Origin of the sequence: Synechococcus sp. H60.2 (assembly GCF_047462315.1) — a bacterium.
GTDB lineage: Bacteria > Cyanobacteriota > Cyanobacteriia > Thermostichales > Thermostichaceae > Thermostichus.
Genome location: NZ_JANSIZ010000019.1, coordinates 1 through 20,640, shown reverse-complemented (window position 1 = coordinate 20,640; position 20,640 = coordinate 1). Strand labels below are relative to the sequence as shown.

19 protein-coding genes are annotated in these 20,640 nt (G+C 61.5%); 8 read left to right on the top strand and 11 right to left on the bottom strand.

Annotation, left to right across the window (positions count from 1 at the left end; genetic code table 11):
- Positions 1 to 342 precede the first annotated feature (342 nt).
- The 5 genes from radA to trpB all read right to left on the bottom strand — a co-directional run bounded on the left by radA (position 343) and on the right by trpB (position 5,790).
- Positions 343 to 1,755 carry a DNA repair protein RadA gene (gene radA / locus NW845_RS04715; RefSeq protein WP_414377158.1) on the bottom strand — a complete coding sequence of 471 codons (1,413 nt, stop codon included), beginning with the start codon at positions 1,753 to 1,755 and terminating at the stop codon, positions 343 to 345.
- A gap of 89 nt (positions 1,756 to 1,844) precedes the next feature.
- Positions 1,845 to 2,981, bottom strand: a complete 1,137-nt coding sequence (gene aroC / locus NW845_RS04710) for a chorismate synthase (protein WP_414377138.1) — start codon at positions 2,979 to 2,981, stop codon at positions 1,845 to 1,847.
- A 71-nt stretch (positions 2,982 to 3,052) separates the two neighbouring features.
- The gene (locus tag NW845_RS04705) at positions 3,053 to 3,793 is read right to left on the bottom strand and encodes a pantothenate kinase (protein WP_414377136.1); all 741 of its coding nucleotides are present in this window, start codon (positions 3,791 to 3,793) and stop codon (positions 3,053 to 3,055) included.
- Positions 3,783 to 4,502, bottom strand: coding sequence for an AMMECR1 domain-containing protein (locus tag NW845_RS04700; RefSeq protein ID WP_414377133.1), 720 nt, complete (start codon positions 4,500 to 4,502; stop codon positions 3,783 to 3,785). Before NW845_RS04700 ends, NW845_RS04705 begins: the two co-directional genes overlap by 11 nt.
- A 28-nt stretch (positions 4,503 to 4,530) precedes the next feature.
- On the bottom strand, positions 4,531 to 5,790 hold the full coding sequence (gene trpB, locus NW845_RS04695) for a tryptophan synthase subunit beta (protein WP_414338227.1): 1,260 nt from the start codon (positions 5,788 to 5,790) through the stop codon (positions 4,531 to 4,533).
- Positions 5,791 to 5,979: 189 nt separating this feature from the next.
- Between trpB and NW845_RS04690 the strand changes: the two genes are divergently transcribed.
- The 5 genes from NW845_RS04690 to NW845_RS04670 all read left to right on the top strand — a co-directional run bounded on the left by NW845_RS04690 (position 5,980) and on the right by NW845_RS04670 (position 10,761).
- Positions 5,980 to 6,195, top strand: coding sequence for a hypothetical protein (locus NW845_RS04690; protein ID WP_414332928.1), 216 nt, complete (start codon positions 5,980 to 5,982; stop codon positions 6,193 to 6,195).
- Positions 6,196 to 6,507: 312 nt separating this feature from the next.
- Complete coding sequence (locus NW845_RS04685; protein WP_414332930.1) at positions 6,508 to 7,026, top strand: hypothetical protein; 519 nt, start codon at positions 6,508 to 6,510, stop codon at positions 7,024 to 7,026.
- Between the two features lie 48 nt (positions 7,027 to 7,074).
- Positions 7,075 to 7,623: a hypothetical protein gene (locus tag NW845_RS04680; RefSeq protein ID WP_414377130.1), complete on the top strand. Its 549-nt coding sequence runs from the start codon at positions 7,075 to 7,077 to the stop codon at positions 7,621 to 7,623.
- On the top strand, positions 7,623 to 9,170 hold the full coding sequence (locus NW845_RS04675; protein WP_414377127.1) for an Hsp70 family protein: 1,548 nt from the start codon (positions 7,623 to 7,625) through the stop codon (positions 9,168 to 9,170). Before NW845_RS04680 ends, NW845_RS04675 begins: the two co-directional genes overlap by 1 nt.
- A 214-nt stretch (positions 9,171 to 9,384) precedes the next feature.
- Entirely contained in the window at positions 9,385 to 10,761 is a 1,377-nt protein-coding gene (locus tag NW845_RS04670) for a 1-acyl-sn-glycerol-3-phosphate acyltransferase (protein WP_414377125.1), read from the top strand.
- A gap of 474 nt (positions 10,762 to 11,235) precedes the next feature.
- On the opposite strand, the gene NW845_RS04665 is transcribed toward NW845_RS04670, so the two are convergent.
- The 4 genes from NW845_RS04665 to NW845_RS04650 form a co-directional block, all read right to left on the bottom strand.
- Positions 11,236 to 11,349 carry a photosystem I reaction center subunit VIII gene (locus NW845_RS04665; protein ID WP_414360509.1) on the bottom strand — a complete coding sequence of 38 codons (114 nt, stop codon included), beginning with the start codon at positions 11,347 to 11,349 and terminating at the stop codon, positions 11,236 to 11,238.
- A 38-nt stretch (positions 11,350 to 11,387) separates the two neighbouring features.
- Positions 11,388 to 11,858, bottom strand: coding sequence for a photosystem I reaction center protein subunit XI (locus NW845_RS04660; RefSeq protein WP_414366901.1), 471 nt, complete (start codon positions 11,856 to 11,858; stop codon positions 11,388 to 11,390).
- 465 nt (positions 11,859 to 12,323) lie between these two features.
- The gene (locus NW845_RS04655) at positions 12,324 to 13,817 is read right to left on the bottom strand and encodes a hypothetical protein (protein ID WP_414377123.1); all 1,494 of its coding nucleotides are present in this window, start codon (positions 13,815 to 13,817) and stop codon (positions 12,324 to 12,326) included.
- 169 nt (positions 13,818 to 13,986) lie between these two features.
- A complete protein-coding gene (locus tag NW845_RS04650) occupies positions 13,987 to 15,249 on the bottom strand; it encodes a class I SAM-dependent methyltransferase (RefSeq protein WP_414371689.1) in 1,263 nt (420 codons plus the stop codon).
- Positions 15,250 to 15,363: 114 nt separating this feature from the next.
- Between NW845_RS04650 and NW845_RS04645 the strand changes: the two genes are divergently transcribed.
- The 3 genes from NW845_RS04645 (at position 15,364) to NW845_RS04635 (ending at position 18,789) form a co-directional block, all read left to right on the top strand.
- The gene (locus NW845_RS04645; RefSeq protein ID WP_414335874.1) at positions 15,364 to 16,182 is read left to right on the top strand and encodes a hypothetical protein; all 819 of its coding nucleotides are present in this window, start codon (positions 15,364 to 15,366) and stop codon (positions 16,180 to 16,182) included.
- 480 nt (positions 16,183 to 16,662) lie between these two features.
- The gene (locus tag NW845_RS04640; protein ID WP_414335873.1) at positions 16,663 to 17,640 is read left to right on the top strand and encodes a PspA/IM30 family protein; all 978 of its coding nucleotides are present in this window, start codon (positions 16,663 to 16,665) and stop codon (positions 17,638 to 17,640) included.
- A 642-nt stretch (positions 17,641 to 18,282) separates the two neighbouring features.
- Positions 18,283 to 18,789: a hypothetical protein gene (locus NW845_RS04635; protein WP_414377122.1), complete on the top strand. Its 507-nt coding sequence runs from the start codon at positions 18,283 to 18,285 to the stop codon at positions 18,787 to 18,789.
- Positions 18,790 to 18,840: 51 nt separating this feature from the next.
- Here the strand turns inward: NW845_RS04635 and mazG are convergent, their stop codons facing one another.
- Both mazG and NW845_RS04625 read right to left on the bottom strand, forming a co-directional pair.
- Positions 18,841 to 19,941 (bottom strand): nucleoside triphosphate pyrophosphohydrolase, encoded by a 1,101-nt coding sequence (gene mazG, locus NW845_RS04630; protein ID WP_414377119.1) that lies wholly within the window; start codon positions 19,939 to 19,941, stop codon positions 18,841 to 18,843.
- A complete protein-coding gene (locus tag NW845_RS04625) occupies positions 19,922 to 20,137 on the bottom strand; it encodes a DUF2949 domain-containing protein (RefSeq protein ID WP_414371684.1) in 216 nt (71 codons plus the stop codon). The genes mazG and NW845_RS04625 overlap by 20 nt, the downstream gene beginning before the upstream one ends.
- Positions 20,138 to 20,640 lie beyond the last annotated feature (503 nt).

Below are 20,640 nucleotides of genomic sequence, written 5' to 3'. Positions count from 1 at the left end.
TGGGCTTGCCTCCTTGAGCAGAGCAAGAGACAAAAAATCCTGCCAGACCTCCTCAGCTTTGGCCGGATCCCTTTTGGAGAGCAGCTAGCGCTCTGCTTGGGCGTTCAAGCGGGAGACGATCAGGTACACCACGAAGATAAACAGGGCCACCAACGCCATAGGTCGATCCTTGGTCAGTATCTTTCGCCAGTGTCTGTAGGATAGGGTGCCCACCCGAGCAGGGATCGAGTCGCTGTCCTTGCATAAGACTTTACTATATAACGCTATAGATATGACATTTGCCCGCAGATTGGTTCTCGGCGGAAGATCGACTGCCGAGCTGGGCCAGTTGGGGATCCCCTCTCACTGGGTAGGCTCGGAGCTGGGCAGAGCCACCAGCAGGGCCTCCAGCAGCCGCTGCACCCGGCTGAGGCGCAGGCCAGCGTCGGCCAAAACAGGGCTGTTGGGGATGATGGCGTGGCGGAACCCCAGCTTGGCGGCTTCCTTGAGGCGCTGCTCCAACTGCGGCACCGGGCGCACCTGTCCCCCCAGGCCCACCTCGCCAATCAAGACCGTGAAGGGATCCACCTGGCGATCCCGGAAGCTGGCGGCCACGGCCACGGCCACCCCCAAGTCGGCAGCCGGCTCGGCCACCTGGATGCCGCCGGCGGAGGCGATGTAGGCGTCGTATTTGGAAAGCGGGATCCCCACCCGTTTTTCCAGCACCGCCAAGATCTGCAGAAAGCGGTTGGGCTCGATGCCGGTGGCGGTGCGGCGGGGGGAGCTGTAGCTGGTGGGGCTGACCAGGGCCTGCACCTCGACCACCAAAGGGCGGGTGCCCTCACAGGCAACGATGGTGGCTGTTCCTGGCGTGGCCTGATCCCGGCTGCTCAAAAAAAGCTGCGAGGGGTTGTCTACTTCCACCAAGCCAGAGGCAGTCATCTCGAAAACGCCGATTTCCTGGGCTGCCCCAAAGCGGTTTTTGACGGCGCGCAGCAGGCGGTGGCTCTGAAAGCGATCCCCCTCGAAGTACAAGACGGTGTCCACTAAGTGCTCCAGCACCTTGGGCCCGGCCAGGGATCCATCTTTGGTGACATGGCCAACGATGAGCAGGGCCACCCCCAGTTTTTTGGCCACCCGCATCAAGAGGCCGGCACATTCCCGCACCTGGGAGACGGATCCCGGCGCTGAGCTAAGCTGCCCCCAGAAGATGGCCTGAATGCTGTCAATGATGGTCACCTGCGGCTGCAGAGCCTGGATCTCGGCCAGAATGGCCTCCAGCTCGGTCTCGGCCAATAGGTAGAGCTGCTTGCTTTCTATCCCCAGCCCCTCCGTCCCGCTAAGGCGATCTGCACGCAGCTTAATCTGTTGGGCCGATTCCTCCCCCGACACGTACAAGACAGGCCCGCCCTTGGCCAGATGAGCAGCAGTCTGCAGCAGCAGAGTGCTTTTGCCAATGCCCGGATCGCCGCCGATCAACACCAGGGATCCCGGTACAATGCCGCCCCCCAACACGCGGTCGAACTCGCCAAAGCCCGAGGAAAGGCGGGGGTGGCGATCCGAGTGCACCTGAGCGAGAGGAAGGGCTGCCTGGGGGATCCCGTTGCCACGGCTGCGCGGGGGGACAAGACGCTGGGGTGACCCAGACTTGGGAGAGGGGGTGAGAACCACCTCCGTCAGGGTATTCCAGGCGCCACAGTTGTCGCAGCGGCCCAAAAACTTGGGATAGCGCTCGCCGCACTGGCTACACTCCCAGACGGTTTTGGCCTTGGCCATGAGCAGGGATCCCGCCTCTTTCTCAGGATACAAAGACTCGATCCCGCTGGCGCAATCAGGATCTCCGCAAGGGCTCCGACCGGCTGCCGCTAACTGTGGGGCACAGGAACGGCAGGCATGGGCACCTCCGGCAAGACTAGGGATCCGCACTGGGCGTGGTGGCGCAGCAGATGGTCACAGAGCACCAAAGCCACCATCGCCTCCACCATCGGCACCGCCCGCGGCAGCACACAGGGATCGTGGCGCCCCCGCGCCGCCAAGACCGTCTCCTGCCCGTCGAGGGTGACCGTGTTTTGAGGCTGGCGAATGGTGGCGGTGGGCTTGAAGGCCACCCGCAGGACGATATCTTCCCCGTTGCTGATGCCCCCCTGGATGCCGCCGGAGCGGTTGCTGCGGGTGCGCCAGCCGCTGGGGGTCATGTAAAACTCATCGTTGTGCTGCTTGCCCGTCAGGTAGGTGCCGGCAAACCCCGACCCAATCTCAAACCCCTTGCTGGCCGGCAGCGACATCACCGCCTTGGCCAGGTCGGCTTCTAGTTTGTCAAACACGGGGCAGCCCAGCCCGCGGGGCACATTGCGGGCCACGCACTCCACCACTCCCCCGAGAGAATCTCCTTCCCGCGCCGCTGCTTCGATTTTCTCAATCATCGCCGCCGCCGCTTCTGGGTCGGGGCAGCGGACAATGTTGGCTTCCACCTGCTCGGCTGTTACTGAGCTGGGATCCACCTGCGCCTCCACGTCTTTGACCCGCTGCACATAGGCCAGGATCTCCACCCCTGCCGCCAGACGCAGGATCTTCTTGGCAATGGCCCCGGCGGCCACCCGGCCAATGGTCTCCCGCGCCGAGGCCCGTCCTCCCCCCTGCCAGTTGCGGATGCCGTACTTGGCCTGGTAGGTGGCATCAGCATGGGAAGGGCGAAAGGTGGTGGCCATCTCGCGGTAGTCCTGGGGGCGGGCATCCTGGTTGCGCACCAGGATGTGGATGGGTGTGCCCAGCGTAAAGCCCTGGAAAACCCCGGAGAGGATCTCGCAGCGATCCGCCTCCTGGCGCGGCGTGGTGATGGAGCTCTGGCCAGGGCGGCGCCGATCCAGCTCCGCCTGGATGTCGGCCTCGCTCAAGGGCAGCCGCGGCGGGCAGCCGTCCACCACCACCCCCACCGCCCCCCCGTGGGACTCGCCGTAGGTGGTGACGCAAAACAAGACGCCGAAGGAGTTGCCGTTGGCCATGGGATCCCTGGGTTGCCAAAAGTTGAAAACCTGCCCGTTTTGGAGAGGGTCTGACCCTTGAGGGACTGTTTTTATTCTGCACCAGGGAACTGCCGAGCAGCGCGGTGCAACTGACGGCAGCCGGCAATCCCCCGCAACACCAGGTGGGGATCCCAGTGCAGTTCCCTGTCCAGGGGGCGCAGGTGGGGGTAGAGCAGCTCGCCATCGCCGCCGGTTACCAGCAGGGGCCCCTGGGGAAAGCGGCGCCGCCAGTCGGCGATGAAGTCCTGCAAGCCGGCCAGCAGGGTGTGGAGAATGCCGCTGCGGATGGCAGCCCCAGTGTCCCTGGCCCAGCGGGGGGGCAAGGGATCCGCTGCCTCCCACTCCACTTTGGGCAGGCGGGCGGTGTGGTCGGCCAGTGCCTGTGCCTGCAGCCCTAGGCCGGGCAGGATCGCCCCTCCCAGCAGGGATCCCTCCGGGTCAGCCCCCGTCAGGGTTAGGGCGGTGCCGGCGTCGATGACCAGACAGGGCCAGCCGTAGTGGATGCCGGCAGCCCAGACGGCCAGCGCCCGATCCAGCCCCAGGCCGGGGTAGGGATCCCGCAGCGGCACCTGGGAGAGTCCAAGGCAATGCACCCACGGGGATCCCGGCGGCAAAGGGGCAGAGCCAACGGCAGCCAGCCACAGCTCCGTCTCTTCCGGCCAGGACAAGGGCCGGTGGGCAGGGAACTGTTCCACCTTGACCAAGGTCTCCCCCACAAACCAGCCCCAGCGCACGTGGGTGTTGCCCAGCACCGCCGCCAGCCACCGGTCGGGTTGGGCCTCAAAACTCATGCAGCAGCTCCGCCTCCACGCGAAACAGCTCCACTGGCTGATCCGCAGGGATCCCGGCCAGCCTTTTGGCGGTGGAAAGCTGCCATTCCGTTGTCAGGGCTTCTCCGGGCAGCAACACCGCCCCCCGCGTGCCCGTGCGAATGAACAGGCCCATGCGGGTGGGATCCACCTGCTCCAGCGAGGGGATGGGCACCACCCGTCGCACGATGGCCACCTGGATGGACGCCGACTCCAGCTCCCCAGGTCGCAGGGGCGGATAGCGCCAGTCGCGGGTAACAGCCCCCACCGCTGCCCGGATGGTGGCCCTGGCCAGATCCTCGCCGCCGGGATCCAAGCTGCCCCAACAGCCGCGGGGCCGCCCCTCCCTGGTCACCGTAACAAAAACTCCCGCCGGGCGCCGCCAGTGGGGCGGGATCTCTTCTGGGGCGGGCAGCACCTGGCCAGTGGCGAAGTAGTGGGCGATGGCCTGCCGCGCCAGGGCCGGCAGCGTCTTAGGAAGGGGTGGCGGCTGGCCGGGAGCGGGGATCCCTGTCCCCTTCGCCTCTTCCTCCCTGGGGTCGACCAAGGCGCCTGCCCAGAAAGTCGTGGCCGGGGACGGGATCCCGCCAACGCGCCCGGAAACCTCTGGCTGGGATCCAACCAGCAGCACTAGCCCCGCCCCCAGAAACAAGGTCAGTAGGCCGAGCAGGTGAACGGCAAAGGTGGACATGGGCAGGGATCCCCTTGCCAACCCAACTCTAGGCTAGGCTACGCCCCCGCTGCTGCAGGTACTGGAAAACGGTGTTCAAGTCCTTGTCGCCCCGCCCGGAGCAATTGACCACCACCCGCTGCTGGGGGCCAAGCTGCGGCGCCAAAGTCTTCAGGTAGGCCAGGGCATGGGCTGTCTCCAGAGCAGGGATGATCCCTTCCAGGCGCGACAGCAGCAGCAGCGCTTCCACCGCCTCGTCGTCGGTAACCGCGTAGTACTCGGCCCGCCCAATCTCTTTTAGGTAGCTGTGCTCCGGCCCTACGCCAGGGTAATCCAGGCCGGCGCTGATGGAATGGGCCTCCTGCACCTGGCCTTCTTCATCTTGCAACAGGTAGCTCATGGCCCCGTGCAAGACCCCAATGCGACCGCGGTTGAGGGTGGCGGCGTGGCGGGATGTGTGCAAACCCTCCCCGGCAGCCTCAATACCGATCAGCCGCACCTGGGGATCGCGGATAAACTCGTTGAACAGGCCCAGGGCATTGGAGCCACCGCCCACACAGGCCAGCAACACGTCCGGCAACCCTCCCCATTTCTCCTGACACTGCTGCCGCGTCTCCTGGCCAATGACATCGTGAAAGGCCCGCACCAGCTTCGGGTAGGGGTGGGGCCCGGCCACCGTGCCAATGACGTAGTGGGTGGTCTCCACATGGGTTACCCAGTCGCGGATGGCCTCGGAGAGGGCATCTTTGAGGGTGGCCGTGCCGGCTTCCACCCCGCGCACCTCAGCGCCCAGTAGGCGCATCCGCTGCACGTTGGGGGCCTGCCGCTCCATATCCAGCGCCCCCATGTAGATGACGCATTCCAGGCCGAAGCGGGCGCACACGGTTGCCGTGGCCACCCCATGTTGGCCGGCGCCGGTCTCGGCGATGATCCGCCGCTTGCCCATGCGCACCGCCAGCAGCACTTGGCCGAGGGCGTTGTTGATCTTGTGGGCGCCGGTGTGGTTGAGGTCTTCCCGTTTGAGGTAGATCTGGGGGCCGCCGTAGTGTTCGGTAAGCCGCTGGGCAAAGTAAAGCGGGCTGGGCCGCCCGACAAAATCCCGCAACAAGCTGTGCAACTCGGCGCGAAACTCGGGATCCTGCCAGTGCCGCTCAAAGGCTTCCTCCAGCTCCGTCAGGGCGCTCATCAGGGTTTCCGGTACAAAGCGGCCCCCAAACGGCCCAAACCGGCCCTGGGGATCCGGGCGCACCTGCGGGTCGAGGGGATCCCAAGCAACAGCGTGGGCAGCAGCAAGAGGAGTTGAGGTCATGGCAAATCTGTTGGTGCGGGCTGGGCAGCCGGCAATAGGAGACAGGCCTCCCTATTTTACAAAAGTCGGAAACGCGGGAAGGCGACTATTTGCCGCCCTAGAGGGTGGGATCCCGCCAAAACCGGCTTTGAATAGGGGACTTCCAGGGATCTTTAGGATGAGGCCGTCTGATTTTGGGGAGCGGCCTTTATGGACAAGCATCTGCAAGAGTTGCTCCAGCAAGAAGATCAAAAGCGCATAGACGAAGAACTACGCCGCACCTATGCCCTTTCTCAAAAGTCTCAGGGAGTGGCAATCTTTTTGTCGTTATTGCTGGCTTTTGCAGCCTACATTTATACGCGGCGATGGAAAGCGCTGATGGTCTTTTTGGGGTGGTGCATTTTTGTAAGGACTCCGTCCCGCTGACGCGAACGGCGTGTTGTTTGGCGACGAAGAAGGAGAAGTTTCTCTTCCTGGACTTTTTCTGGCCTCCACCTGGGCAGCAGTGGACAACTGCGCCGCTATCCAGCGAGCTAGAGAAAAAATTGAACTGCTGCGCTCCGGGCAAAACCTCGATAGCGACCGGCGGAGTTAATCGACATCAAATCAACAAGCTGGAAACCCTATCCTTCTCCCCTCTCCCTGTGGGAGAGGGGTTGGGGGTGAGGGATCCCTTTGCCAGCAGCAGTTTAGAAAAAAGGAGCCTAGAATGGCCGCAGATCCGAAAAACTCGAAACCATGAGATCTGCTGCTTGCTTAGCCTGTCTGCTCGCCGCTCTCTTTGTGGGAAAAGGGATCCCGGCTCTGGCCTCACCCGCTCTTTTGGTACTGGCCCAGTCAAGCTTTCAGCCCTACATCAATGCCCGCTTTGGCTATCGCCTCGACTATCCGGCCGATTTTGTCCCCCAAGGGGAATCCGATAGCGGCGACGGTCAGGTGTTTGTCGGCGAAGAGGGGGCTGAGCTCCGCGTTTGGGGTGGGTACAATATTTTTCAAGCAACGCCCGCCAGCGCCCTGCAAGAGGAGTTGCAGCGCAGCCGAGAAAGCGGACGCCGGGTTACCTATCAAGTTGCCGGTCGGGATTTTTTCGTGGTCTCCGGCTACGAGCCAGGCAGTTTGCGGATTTTCTATCTCAAAAAGCTTGTCCGCCCCTCTCTAGAGGCTGGCTTTGAATTGGTCTATCCGGCTAGCCGGCGCGAGCGCTACGACCGGGATGTGGAAGCCATAGCCCGCTCCCTGCGCTTTGGGGATCCCTGACCCAGGCCCCAGTTGGGGCATGATCATAGGGATCCCTGGCAAAACCCAATGGCCGAGAGACCGCTGGACAGTTGGCTGCGGGAACGGATGCAAGCCGTTGGCCTTTCCTCATGGCAGGCCTTGCAAGCTCAAGCAGGGATCAGCCGCCGCGCCCTCGATCAGGTGCGCCAAGGGCGGTGGGGATCCCTGCGCCTGGAGCAACTGCAAAAGTTGGCTGCCGCTCTCCGGTGGGATGTGGGATCCCTGCTTGGCGGCGGAAGGGGCTCTGACAATGCAGAGGCAATCTTCTCCCTGCTGCAGCCGCTGCTGACCAGCTACCCCACCGTCCGCGAGATTGCCCGGCGCAAGCCGGATTGGCCGGCCCAGAACGTGACAGCTCTGTTCCGGTCGCTGGATGCCCTGCTGCAGCAGTGGGGGTATGAAGCCATCGGCAGCCCTCTTGAATCCGTCCCCTTCGACCCGCAACTGCACCAGCCGGATCAGCCGGACATTCGGCCCGGGGATCCCGTCTATATCCGCTTTGTCGGCTACCGCTGCGGCGATCGCATTCTCTGCCCGGCCAAAGTTAGTCGCTCCCTGCCCGGAGGATTGAGCTGATGGCACCCGTCCCCAAAGCGACGCTGGCTATTGATTTTGGCACCAGCAACACCGTGGTGGCGGTTTGGGATCCTGGACAAGAAGCGCCCCGCCTGCTCAGCCTTCCCGGCCTCTCCCGCCCCAGTTACGCGGCTATTCCCAGCCTGGTCTACGTCAAGGGAAAAGGCCAACTTCTGGTGGGAGAAACCGTGCGCGCCGGGCGCTGGGGAGCAGTGGATCCGCAGCGCTTGTTTCAGGGCTTCAAGCGGGATCTGGTGGCGGAGTTTGTGCCCCCGCCGCGAGTTCTGGATGGGGAGCGCTACGATGCCGAGAGGGTGGCCCAGGCTTTTTTGCAGGCGGTGATGGAAGCCATCCAACAAGAGTACCCGCAACCGCAACAGGTGGTGTTTACAGCTCCCGTCGGCTCTTTTGAGCGCTACTTAAACTGGCTGCGGAGGGTGGCCGGCGATCCCATTCAGATTGTGGACGAGGCCACTGCCGCTGCCCTGGGCTATGCGGTTGGCCAGCCGGGATCCCTTGTGCTGGTGGTGGATTTCGGTGGCGGCACCTTGGATCTCAGCCTGGTGCGCACCCTTCCCCCTCAGCCGGGCAACCCCGTCCTCAAGGCAGAGGTAATCGCCAAGGCAGATGCCTACGTGGGCGGATTGGACATCGACATCTGGATTGCCGAATACCTGCTGGGGCAACTGGGGCTGAGCCGGCAGCAGCTGGGGGCCCTGAGCTGGATTACCCTTTTGGAGCAGGCAGAACAGCTCAAGATCGCCCTTTCTGCCCAGCCCAAGGCGGTGGGCAGTTGGTTTGACGACGAAGCCCTAACCGCCTATGAGCTGCAGTTGGATCGGCAGGTGCTGGAGGAGATTCTAGAAACCCACCAGCTCTTGGATCAAATCCGCCAGTGCCTAGACGAGGTGCTCCTCACTGCCCAGGCCAGGGGAGTGGGCAAAGGCCAAATTGAGCAGGTGCTCCTGGTGGGAGGCAGCTCCCAACTGCCGGCAGTCCAAGAGCTGCTCCGCTCCTACTTTGGCAAAAAGAAAGTCCGCTGCGAACGCCCCTTCGACGCCGTGGCCCTGGGCGCCCTGCAGGTGGGTCGCCAAGTTAAGCTGGAGGATCGCCTGCACCACAGCTACGCCATCCGCCTCTGGGATCCCTTGCAAAAAAGCTATATCTACTACCCTCTGTTTGAGCGGGGCAGCCCCTACCCCTGCCGACGCTCCGAGCCCTTGATCTTGCAGGTGGCCAACGACGGGCAAACCGAAATTCGCCTCGATGTGGGAGAAGTGGCCCAGGTGGCCCAGGCCGAGGTGGTTTACGACGAGCTGGGGCGCATGAGCAGCCGCCAACTCACTCGACAAACCGATTTTCGATCCCTGGCCCCTGGCGCCGAGCCGGCTTGTCTGGCCCGCCTGCAACCCCCAGGCCGGGCAGGAGAAGATCGCCTCAAGGTGGAATTTGCCGTTGATGCCTCGCGGCGGCTGCTGGCCACTATCTTCGACTTGCAAACCCAGCAGCTTTTGGTAGAGGCCCAGCCCGTAGCCACCCTGAGTTAGAGAGAGAAAGGCACTCAGCCTCTTGTCGCACCGAAACCCAAACAGCGCTATCTGGCCATCCTCCCCTCTCCCTCAGGGAGAGGGGCCGGGGGTGAGGGATGCCTCAGGGAGAGGGACCGGGGGTGAGGGTAAATTTGAAACGACCATAACCCGATCGATTGGATGGGGATTTGATTGGGCCTAGCTTGAGCAATTCAGTATTTGAGAAAAAGCCTTGTTTTCGCCACCACCTCCCTCTTTTGCCCGTCCCCCCCTGGACTTTATCCCGCCGGCCTACAGCCCCTGGGTGCTGCGGCTTGTCCACGGGATCCTGCCGCTGCTGTTGCGGCTGAGGGTGCGGCCCTGGCTTCCTTCCGGCATTGCCAAAATCGAGGCTAGGGGCGTGGAGACCCTGGCGCAGCTCTACCACCAGTTTCAGGCGGGCCAGATCCGGCTGATCCTCGCTTTCCGCCATGTGGAGGTGGATGACCCCCTGGTGGGCCTCTACGTGCTCTCTCGCCTGGTGCCGCAGGCTGCCCGTCGCCAAGGGATCCCCCTCCGCAAACCCATTCACGCCCATTTTCTCTACGACCGGGGCATGCCTCTTTGGGGGGGCGAGTGGCTAGGGTGGCTTCTGTCTCGCCTGGGCGGGATCCCTGTGCACCGGGGACGGCGGGTGGATCGGCTGGCGCTGGCGGCGGCGCGGCGCCTACTGCTGGAGGGCCAGTTTCCTTTTGGGATCGCGCCGGAAGGGGCCACCAACGGCCACAGCGAGCGGGTCAATCCTCTGGAGCCGGGAACAGCGCAGCTGGCCTTTTGGTGTGCCGAAGACCTGGCCAAAGCCGGTCGTTCGGAGAAGGTGGTTGTGGTGCCCATCGGGATCCAATACCGCTACCTGAAGCCTTCTTGGAAAAAGCTGGAGCGCCTGCTAAGCCACCTCGAGCGCCTCAGTGGCCTGACGCCGCCGGCGGCTCCCAAGCCTTCCGCAAACCGCCACTGGGCTCAGCGGATTTGTGGCCTGGCCCACCACCTGCTGGCCCAGATGGAAACGTTTTACGACCTTCCCCCTCTTCCCTCTGGGGCGCCTTTCAACGCCCGCCTGGAGCGGCTGCTCCACACGGCGCTGCAGACGGCCGAGACCTACTTTGGCCTATCTCCCCAAGGGGATTGGAACAGCCGCTGCCGCCGCATCGAAGAAGCCGCCTGGACCCAGATCTACCGAGAAGAATTGCGGCATCCTGGATCCCTGGCTCCGCTGCAGCGGGGGTTGCTCGACTGGAAAGCCCAGCAGGCCACCCTCTACCTACAGCACATGCGCCTGGTGGAAAGCTGCGTGGCCGTGCAGGAAGAGTACTTGCTGAGTAAGCCTTCTTTTGAGCGGCTGGCAGAAAGTGCCCTGATCCTGTTTGATGTCTTGGCCCGCCTGCGCGGCGATCCCTACCCGACCCGGCCTCGCCTGGGTTGGCGAGAAGTTCAGGTTACGGTGGGGGATCCCATCTTGGTGAGCCAGCGGTGGGAACGCCAGTACCGCCAAGGCCGCCAGGAAGCCAGACAGGCAGCAGCCGAGCTAACTCAAGATTTGCAACTTGCTCTCGAGCGCATGATCTCTTGAAGCAGCAATATGCCTGGCTGGCACAGTTGCCTGTGGTAGGGATGCGGAGCCCTTTCTCCCGCTCCCCTCTCCCAGAGGGAGAGGGGCTGGGGGTGAGGGCGGATCCCCCTGGGAGAGCTGACTTTAGTCGGAGGAGTGCCAAGACCATCTATAAGCAATGGCTAGGCCAGTTGCTCCTTTGACGTAGTCAATGTCTTCGCGGAACTTTTTGAGCTCCTGCTTTTAGATTGCATAGGCAGCATCAAGGGCGGTGGTAGGGGAGCTAAGACGCTTTGGAAGTTCCCCTTTCCCAAAAGCAATTGGAAGTTCCCCTTTCCCAAAAGCAAGAAGACTCAACCTCGGTCGGGTGCTGCCCCAGCTTTTGGGAAGACAGCAGGGGGGATAGAAACAGCCGTTGCGCCAAGGTCTGCCCAAAAAGCAAGGGATCCCTTCTCTAGGGATCCCTCTTCTAAGACCAATTGAGACTAGAACAAATTAGTCGCGCTCAATGTACAAAAAGAGCACGGCCATGGCCACTGCCGGCAGCAGCCAACCGACAATGGGGACGAAAATCCAAGGAAGATAAGCAGCAGCGTAAGAACCGGTCATAGTTTTGCTCCTCTCCAGTGCCTTGACAAGCTTGACAACTAATTCACCAACCCTCGAAAGATGGCGTCGATCCCGGCAAAGTTCTCCAACAGGAAGTAGGCAGCAAAGACGCCACCCATGCCTCCCAAGAAAAATCCTGCCGTCAGATCCCCCCAGCCACGCGCCGTAGATAGAGGATTGGCTCCCGGCGTTTCCGGCTTGTTTCCAAAGGTAACGCTGCCATAGGCCGACATGCAGGCGGTTCCCAGCAACACAATTGCCATCGCCGTGACCAGCCCACCCAAATTAGCTGCCTCAGGATAGTCGCGCAGCGGTCCCACCACGATTTCTGGCCCCACCAAAAAATAGCCATGCGCCAACCCAATCTCCAGCCCCCGCAACAGCGGCGATAGGCCAGGACGGTTGATGGGGAGGTTGTTGATAAACAGACGGGTGACAGGAGAATCGCTGATAGGCGTCGAAAGATGGCCCTCGCAGGGATCGTCGTTAAAGGTGCGAATGTAATCCATGTCCGAAGGTCCTGCCTGGAATTTTGGGATTCATTCTACGGGGCCTCAGTTCTCCTCTCAGCAGCCGCTATCCGGATCGTTAAAAAAGTTCATGCTCGCTTAACAGAGATATAGACCCTTATCAAGGGATCCGAGAAGCTTTTTGCTTGGATCCCCCCAGTACTTGCCCTTCTCCTAGGCAAACAGCTTTTCCCAGCACCACCGCCCCTCTACCCCCTAGATGCCTCTGAGATCCTGTAAAGTAGCTGACTGCAGATAGGTTAACCAAACTGAAAGCCTCGGCTTGCTAGGGGGAGGGAAGAGTTGCGCAACCTCTGCGTCCCCTTCAAGAGACGCGCAAGGAGCTACCGCCGAGCTTCAGTTCGTGGACTCCGTGACACCCCAGCTGGAACGACCGAACAGGGGGGCCGTGGATCCCCCGATGAATCGAGGGGGATTACCGCCCCCTCGCTCTCCCCCGTTTCTCTAAGGGATCCAGGCCAAGGCGCTGCTGCTCAGCGGCAGGCGACGACGGCTGTTGGGGAGCGGCAGTCCATCTTGCAAGTCCAGCAGCCACACTTGCGCGCTCCGGATGGCTTGCCCACTGCGGCTGAGGGGAGCCCAGGGATCCGGAATCTCCTCTTGCAAGGGCTGCAAAAGCGTGTAGGCCAACAGGCGGCCGTCCGGAGAAAGGCTGAAGTCCAGCTCAAAGGGGTAGTCGGCCCGAGCCATCTCCGCGATCTTGCCAGCTTGGGCAGCGCCACCGCTGCTGAACACGATTGCCAGCAGGCGGGATGATTCGCTGTAGCCCTGCAACGCCAACTCGCCCTGATTGCCGGTAACCTCAACCTCGCTCACCAAGCTGTAAAAGACAGGCGCCCTCGGCGAGAAAGCTCCTTTGGCAACGGATCCCTCGGTTACCCAAATCTCCTCGCTGGTGCCGGTATTGCTGACGATAAAGAGGCTGCGGGTGTAGTCGGGATTGAAGCGCAGCAAAGCCCCGAAAGCCCCGTCGGGACGGATGGCCAAGGTTTGGCCGAACTGGGCCAAAAAGCTCTCCGCTGCCGCCCGCGGGTGCAGGGGCACAATCCCCACCCCTTGCCCCTGGGAGATGAGCAAGCTGCTCTCATCAGGGCTGATGAAAAAGTCTCCCCCCAAAGCCGTGTCCAGCTCCAGACGCTCAAAGGGATCCTGTCTCCTTTTCTGGACCCACAGCTCCGTCTGGACAGGGGCGAGGGGATCCCGTTGCAGGGGGATCCGCTCCGCTACCACCAGCTCCCCCGTCGGCGAGACCTGGAAGCGCAGGTTTTGGTAGCCCTGGTGATCCAGCAGCAACTGGGAAGACTGATCCTCCAGATCCAGGCGGTACAGATCCTGGTGTTGTAGGCTGGTGGTGGTGGCAAAGTAGTAGACAAAGCGGCCATCGGCGCTGGGCTGCATTTGAGTGACCTTCAGCCCGGCTGGCGTCAGCAACGTGGTGGATCCCGTCTCCAGGTTAAAGAGGAACAGCCGCCCCCGTTGGTCTGCTTCCGTGCCGATCCCCAACAACTGCCGATCCGGCGTGCGAAACTCCCCCTCAAAAGGTCGCACCATGGGCTGGCCCTGCTCATCCACGGCGGCCTTTAGGCGCAGCCGGTAGGTCTGGCCGTAGGGGGCCGGCTCTGTCAGGGTCCAAAAAAAGCGGCGGCCCAGCTTGTGCATCCGGCCCGGCAGAGGTGGCTGGATCTCCAAGTTGGCCGCAACGCTGTCCGCATCCATAGGGCGGTTGAAGGTCAGCACCATCTGCAGTTCCTGGGATCCCACCCGCTGCTGTTGCCAGTTGAAATCCCGCACATAGGGGGCCGTATGGTTGCCCAGCAAAAATAAGATCACCCCAATCGCCAAGTTGCAGAGGGTGATCCCGGCTACCCAGCGATCCAAGGGCTGGGTCAGCCCTCGCTGCAGAGCTGCATAGAAACGACGTGCCGGCCAGGCAGGCATCCGGGTCGTACAGTTCTCGACATCTCAAACCAGATTAAGGCACCTTTCAGGCGCTTGGGGCCACTGCCCTCACCCCCGCCCCCTCTCCCAGAGGGAGACTGCCCTCACCCCCAGCCCCTCTCCCAGAGGGAGAGGGGAGCTGGGCTGGAGCGGGAACGGGTAAACGGCTCTACTGCAGCATGACAAAGAGAAAGTCTTCCAACGCCGTCAGGAAGGTCAACACCTCGTCGGTTGCCTGTTCTTTCGTCAGGGATCCCAGCTCGACGACCCGTTGAATCAGCTCTGCCACCGGAGTCGGCCCCTGCAGCAGCGGAGCCAGCCATCTCACCTTCTCGGCAGGGATGCTGATCCGCCCGTGGGTGGCCCCTGTCCACTGCATTTCGTAGGGGCGGTTCTCTTGCAGGGCCTTGTTGTACTCCTGGTGGAAGCGGGTATTGTCCATCAGCAGGGGGTTAAACTGCACGGATCCCGTCAGCCAATCCGCATCCGTCCAAGGCAGCACCAGGGAAGAGCCGGCGTGCTCGGCCCAAAAGTCGATGAGGCGATGGGCAGGCCGGATCAGCTCGTAGAGGTGCAGCCGCTCCATAACGCTGAGGGTTTCCAGCCGTTGCCGCACAAACTCCGGCACTTGCTTAAAGAGAGACTCCACCGACCAGTCGGGCATATCCACCAGGCTTAAAAAGCCCAACCCTGCCTGCTGCAACATGCCAAACACCTCGGGGATCGTAAATCCCTTGTCGTTGGCAAGCAGATAGTTGTTCAGGATGGCGGCGTCTTCGGTATAGTTGGCCGGGTTCCACAGCACTGCCTTGGCCACCTCTTCCTGCAGGGATCCCATGAATTCCCGCACGTTCTTGGCGCCTACTGCTGGCGGGACGTCGAATTGCCCCACCTTTTGCAAAGCTTCCTGCAGGCGGAGAAACACCTGGCGTTGGCGGCGGCTGTGGAGATTGGCGCGAATAATGCCCTCGGGCTTGAGAACCTTTTTCATCGCCTGCAAGCCCTCAGTGGGATCTGCCAACAAATACAGAACGTCGTTCAGGCTGATGAAATCGAACTGGATCCCCAGGCGATCCAGCTCCAGCACGTTGAGGACGTAGCACTGGACATCGGTGAAGCCGTGGCGGCGCAGGCGTTCCTCGGTGAGCTTGACGGAAGCCGGCGACAGATCACAAGCCACAATCTGGGCGCCCGGATTGGCCTCCGCCATCATCAGCGTCTCCCAGCCGGAGCCACAGCCGGCGTTAAGCATCACCTTGCCCTCTGACGGGACGAGCATGTGGGTGCGCAGGTACTGGGCGGTGGTATAGCTCATCTTGAACATCTCCCCCAAGACATTGCGGGCCGACTGGGAGAGGGGCACATTGGGGTAGGGCAGGGCCTCGTAGAGGCTGAGGGCCCGGTCTGCAGCCGAGAGAGCAGATCTGGTCATCGGCAGGGGAAAAGTGCAAGGGAGATCGAGAGAAGCAAGGCCATCGCTATGATTGAGTCTAGCCGCTGGTCGCGGCGGCGCTGCCGAGCAATAGAGATCTGCTGAGAACTGGCCATGACTGCTGCTGCTTTGCCCCGTCGCCGCTCCCGTTTCTCCCTGACAGGCACCCTGGCCGCCGTGGGCGGGGCGCTGCTGTGCGGGATCCTGGTGGTACGGCTGCAGGTGCCGATGCTGGAGCGGATCAATCTAGAGGCCCTGGAAAATGCCGAGGCCCGCAAAAACCGCAACATTGCCCTGGCCACCACCCTGGGCTGGCTGGGCTACCGCAACCTGGGCGCCTCCTGGCTGTGGCTGGAGCTGATCCAGTACTACGGCGACGCCCCTGCTCGCGCCCAAACCGGCTACGGCCTTGCCTACGAGTACTTCGACCACATGCTGCGGCTGGATCCCAATTTCTTCTTAGGCTACCGCCTCTCCAGCTTGGTGTTGGCCTATCGGGCTGGCCAGCCGGAAAAAGCCGTCGAGATTTTGGATCGCGGCCTGCAGCAGTTTAACCCCCAAAACAACCCCGATGCCTGGCGGCTCTACGTGGATCGCGCCCTGATCAACTTCATGTTTTTGGGGGATGCGGAAGCGGGCCGCCGCGACTACTACCAAGCCGCCGCCTGGCGGGAACAGGTGGGCTTGCCTGGTGACGATTTTCGCCAACTGGGGGACAACATCGCCCGCAGCCCCCTCAGCCGCCGCTCCCGCTTCGATGTCTGGCTAAGCGTGTTTAACGCCACCAGCGACCGGGATACCCGCCAGTTTGTTCTGGAACAACTGACCCAATTGGGGACGGTGCTGCGCACGTTGCCCACGGGCGAGATCGAGATTCTCCCGCCGCCTCTGCCCAGTGGACTTGAGGAAGAGCCCTACCGCTTGCGCCTGTGATTCCAATCCAGTGCGCACTCCCGACCCTCATCTTCGTTGAGTCAACACAACATGGCTTACAGCACGCTGCGCGAACCGATAGCGTACGGGCTTACGCTTCCCAGACTTGTTGGTACAGAGGTCTCAGCGTGCTGCCACCGTGCCACCCGCGGCGGGAACCAGTCAGGGAAACTCTTTAAGCTAACTGCACAAAGATTGCCATCTAGGGTTGTGACGTTGCCCCAAGAGGTGAGCTAGACTCTAACCCAAATTCTCATCCTGGGAGCCGACTTTTGCAGAAGGGCAAGCTCCGCGTCGGAGAAGTTGCTTTCTCTGACGCGGGTGAGTTATTGGCTCTGGCGCCTCTTTCCGAGGAAGCAGCAGCCCATTTGCTTCTGCCAGTCTGCGAAGACGCCTCAGGCTTTTGGCGGGTTCCCGCAGCCTCCCCATTTCTTATTATTTCTTAACTTTTGTTGTTCTGCACAATTAGGAGTGATCCCCATGGCCTCAAGAACTTCTCTCCTGATGACGGCGGCTGTCCTTTCGGGCACTTGGTTTGTCCTCCCTGCAGCGGCCCAATCTTCCGCGACAGCGCGAGTACGGTCGGTGGTGGATGGGGACACCTTTTGGGCAGACTTGAACGGCAGGCCCACCCGTTTTCGCCTTGCCTATGTGGATGCGCCGGAGCTGACGCAGGGACGCTGGGGGCGGCTCTCACAAGAGGCTTTGCAAAGCCTGCTGCCGCCGGGATCCCTGGTGCAGGTGGATACCCTCTACGTCACGCCGGAAGGGCTGCACATTGCCCAGGTGTACAACTCTGAGGGCTTGGTGAATTTGGAGATGTTGCGCCAGGGGCAGGCGGCGGTTTACGAGCGCTTTTTGTACGGGGCCAACCGGGAGCGCTACCTGGAAGCTCAAGAATTGGCCCAGGCGGCGCGCCGAGGTTTTTGGCAGCAACGCAATCCGGTGATGCCCTGGGAGTTTCGGGAGACAGCCGCGCAAACCTCGGCCTTTGCGGGATCCAACGTTTTGGACGGCTCCTTCCTGCGGGAAAACCCGGCAGCGGCAGCGGGCGTGGGCATTGCCACAGCAGTGGTGATGGTGGGCCTGAGCAAAGTGTTGTGGAAAAAGCCTCGCCAGAAAAACGCGAGCATCCGCCAGATGGAGCGGGATCTGAAACAACTGCGGCGCAGCCTGGCCACAACGCTGGCCAGCTGCAAACAACTGGAACGGCAGTACGATCAACTGCTGCAAAAGGCTGAGGATTGGTTTGTCAGAGCCGAGAAGGCCAGCCAACATGACCAGGACGAACTGGCGCGCCAGGCTTTGGTGCAGCGGAACCAACACATGAGTGCCGCAGAGGCGGTTCGTCGCTCCCTGGACGAGGTTGAGGCCCAGGCGACAGCTATCCGCGAGGGCATTTCCCGCTTGGAAAGCCAGATCGCGATGGCCAAGCTGGAACGGGAGATGAACAACTAAAAAAACAACTAAAAAGAGGTAACGGGGCGGGTGCAGTGCCTCAGTGTGAACGACTCCCGCCACTCCTCTTCGTTGAGCAAACACAACATGGCTTACGCCACGCTGCGTGAACCGATAGCGTACGGGCTTCACGCTTCCCAGACTTGTTGGTACAGAGGTCTCAGCGTGCTGCCACCGTGCCACCCACGGCGGGAAACTCTTCAGAGATTTAACTTGTGCTCCTCAATTGCAGCACGAACGGCTTTCATCCCGACACGGATTGGCTCCTGAGTCAACACAATTCACTCATACAGTGCAGGGCTTCCCGCCGATTAAGCTAAATCGAAGAAATAGCAACGATTGCCATTTTAGTTGGGTTTCAGACTTGGCTCTGCGCATTGGCGAAGCGGTTGCTAGGGATCCCCGCAGCCAGAGGCTCAGGTTGCAGCCTGTCTGGGGGGGCGGGGATTACCTAGATTGGGATCAAGACAACTGAGGATCTCGGCAGCCAGCTCAACCCAAGCCCAAGAGAACGCAGAGGGATCCCGACAGTTTCGATAGACTGTGAGAGGGACTGTGTAAAGAATTACTCCCTCAAGCTCTCTCTCTTCTTCTCTGGTGTGTTTCAGTCCTATTGCAGCGTGTGGTACTAACGTGGGTGCAATGGCCTTTTTCTCTCGCTATTCTTTCTTCTCTCCCGGTTGGAGGGGGGCGCTACGAGGTCAGTGGGGCTGGGCAGGGCTGGTGCTCATGGCTCTGCAGCTTGGGCAGCCCGCTGGGGCTCAGACAGAGACCCGAGTTTGGAGTGGCACCGGCCAGATCTTGAGCGGTCAGGGGCAGGGGGCGACGGTGCAACTGGTTCTGGAAACCGGTGGCGGACGCATTTGGACGCAGTCGGGGCCGGCGTTGGACGCGCCCTTTTCCGGCGGGCAGATTTCGGTTACCAGCGGCGACGGCACCTGGCAAATTCAATCGCAGGGGGATCAGTTGTTGGTGACCTTTTACCGCGGCGAGCAGATCATCCGCTGGCAACTGCGCCCCGTCGGCGAGGTTCCAGCCTCTCCTCCCTCTGGGCTATCCGGCTCCTTAAGCGGCGACACCTCCCAACCCGTGGCTCTGCCTGTGCAAGAGCTGGTTGTTCCCATCCAGAATTTGCCCAACAATCGCTGAGGGATCCCGCGGGCTGGTTTCCCAGTTTAGATAAATGGTTCAGAAAAGAGATTAGGGGTGCTCCTGCTTTGCCTGTTGCCAGAGGGCCTCTAACTCCGCGAGGGTGAGTCTTTGGAGAGGGAGCGGGGAGGCTTGGCCGCTGCCAGGTAACGCTGCTTCTGTTGGTTGCCGCGCCAGCTCTTCCATGCGCAAAAAACGGCGGGCAAAGCGCAGATTGGTCTGGGTCAAGGCCTGCGCGGCATCCAGCCCATACCAATGGCCCAAATTGACCAGAGCAAACAACAGATCCCCCAACTCGGCTTCCTGTCGCGCCGGGTTGGGGGGATCCCGTTCCAGCTCTCGGCGCAGTTCGGCCTCTTCCTCGCGGATCTTGGCCCAGATCCCCTCCACCGTCGGCCACTCAAATCCCGCTCCCACCACTTTTTGGCAGATCTTCAGGGCCGCCATCAGGGGGGGCAAACTTTCAGCGTAGTGGAGAAGTTTCTGGCCGAGGGTCTGCTGTGGCTGTTCCTTCTGCTTGATGTCTTCCCAGGAGCGGTGCAACTCAGAAAGGCTGGAAACATCTGACTGCGGAGCATCCCCAAACACATGGGGGTGACGGCGGATCAGCTTATCGGCAATCCGCGCGGCTACGGTTTCCAGGTCGAAGTGGTTTCGCTCGGCAAAGATCTGGGATTGCAACACCACCTGCAGCAACAGATCCCCTAGCTCTTCGACAATGGCCGCCGGATCCCCAGCCCGAATGGCCGCCACCGTCTCGTAGGCTTCTTCGAGGATATAGGGAGTCAGCGACTCGGGCGTTTGGGCGCGATCCCAAGGACAGCCGTCGGGGGCGCGCAACTGAGCCACTATTGCCGCCAAGCGGTTGAGGTGCTGTGCAGACGCGGAGCGCTCCAGATAAAGATGGGCAAAAGAGCCTGTGACCTGCGGATCCCAGCTTTGCAGCGTCAGGGGGCCGTCCACTACCTGCAAGTCTTCTGTGAGCAAGGTCAACGCTTGGCTGGGGGCGCAGAACTGCTGTAAAAAACGACGCAGCTCCGCCAGATCCTTCTTCCCGCAACTTTTCAGCAGCAGGGATCCCTGCCCAGCCGCAGACCAGCGGGCCAGATGCTGCTGCCAACCGGGCTGAAGGCTATCCAGCGTTTGTAGCATGGTCGTAGGTGCGGCCCAAATCCAGCAGGCGCCTGAGCTGCTCGAGATCGATGAAACTCAGCTCCAAAAGGATCATCAGCAACGGCCCTTGCTGGCGATGCTGCAGCTTTTTGGCCAAGCTCAGTTGGGAGCGGTCGATGATGCCTGCTTGCAACAGGTATTCTTCAAGGACAGGAGGGGGAATGGGATCTAGCATAGTCGTTTCACGGCGCTGGGAAGGACAAGTGGAAAAACTGAGAGGATGACCAACTAATGTAATCATTCTTAACACTCTTACAGAGCTTCCGCAAAGATCTGGCCGGCAACTGAGCCAAGAGGCGGCAAGCCGGGTTTTCTGAGCGCAGCTCTGCTAAGCGATCCCTCCCGTTACCGGGACAGATGGGATCTCTGTATCCAAGAGCACAAAAAATGGAGTCAGTGAGGTCAATGTATAATAGCAGGTTTGCTGCCGATTGACAGTGCCCTGAGAGGCCGATGCTCTTCCCCTAGCGCAGGGTAGCTCGGGTATAGAGCGATGTTACCTTTTTATCCTGCCGACTCCAGCTATTGGATAAAAATCTTGCTAACAATGTAACCATCCCGTCCGGGTTGAGGTTGACCCATCTGCTATTCTCCAGTTCCGATGAACTACCCCACCGCGCAGGCGGGTGGGGTTTCCTCACCCGCTTGACAGCAGAGCTTTTGTCTCTTCTTCTGCCC

Bases quoted from the DNA above. Each gene is read 5' to 3' on its own strand.
- NW845_RS04660 (WP_414366901.1), bottom strand. From the start codon at position 11,858: ATGGATTACATTCGCACCTTTAACGACGATCCCTGCGAGGGCCATCTT.
- mazG (WP_414377119.1), bottom strand. From the start codon at position 19,941: ATGCTACAAACGCTGGATAGCCTTCAGCCCGGTTGGCAGCAGCATCTG.
- NW845_RS04690 (WP_414332928.1), top strand. From the start codon at position 5,980: ATGGACAAGCATCTGCAAGAGTTGCTCCAGCAAGAAGATCAAAAGCGC.
- trpB (WP_414338227.1), bottom strand. From the start codon at position 5,790: ATGACCTCAACTCCTCTTGCTGCTGCCCACGCTGTTGCTTGGGATCCC.
- NW845_RS04650 (WP_414371689.1), bottom strand. From the start codon at position 15,249: ATGACCAGATCTGCTCTCTCGGCTGCAGACCGGGCCCTCAGCCTCTAC.
- NW845_RS04680 (WP_414377130.1), top strand. From the start codon at position 7,075: ATGGCCGAGAGACCGCTGGACAGTTGGCTGCGGGAACGGATGCAAGCC.
- aroC (WP_414377138.1), bottom strand. From the start codon at position 2,981: ATGGCCAACGGCAACTCCTTCGGCGTCTTGTTTTGCGTCACCACCTAC.
- NW845_RS04700 (WP_414377133.1), bottom strand. From the start codon at position 4,502: ATGTCCACCTTTGCCGTTCACCTGCTCGGCCTACTGACCTTGTTTCTG.
- NW845_RS04635 (WP_414377122.1), top strand. From the start codon at position 18,283: ATGGCCTTTTTCTCTCGCTATTCTTTCTTCTCTCCCGGTTGGAGGGGG.
- NW845_RS04675 (WP_414377127.1), top strand. From the start codon at position 7,623: ATGGCACCCGTCCCCAAAGCGACGCTGGCTATTGATTTTGGCACCAGC.
- NW845_RS04665 (WP_414360509.1), bottom strand. From the start codon at position 11,349: ATGACCGGTTCTTACGCTGCTGCTTATCTTCCTTGGATTTTCGTCCCC.
- NW845_RS04655 (WP_414377123.1), bottom strand. From the start codon at position 13,817: ATGCCTGCCTGGCCGGCACGTCGTTTCTATGCAGCTCTGCAGCGAGGG.
- NW845_RS04685 (WP_414332930.1), top strand. From the start codon at position 6,508: ATGAGATCTGCTGCTTGCTTAGCCTGTCTGCTCGCCGCTCTCTTTGTG.
- NW845_RS04625 (WP_414371684.1), bottom strand. From the start codon at position 20,137: ATGCTAGATCCCATTCCCCCTCCTGTCCTTGAAGAATACCTGTTGCAA.
- radA (WP_414377158.1), bottom strand. From the start codon at position 1,755: ATGGCCAAGGCCAAAACCGTCTGGGAGTGTAGCCAGTGCGGCGAGCGC.
- NW845_RS04645 (WP_414335874.1), top strand. From the start codon at position 15,364: ATGACTGCTGCTGCTTTGCCCCGTCGCCGCTCCCGTTTCTCCCTGACA.
- NW845_RS04705 (WP_414377136.1), bottom strand. From the start codon at position 3,793: ATGAGTTTTGAGGCCCAACCCGACCGGTGGCTGGCGGCGGTGCTGGGC.
- NW845_RS04640 (WP_414335873.1), top strand. From the start codon at position 16,663: ATGGCCTCAAGAACTTCTCTCCTGATGACGGCGGCTGTCCTTTCGGGC.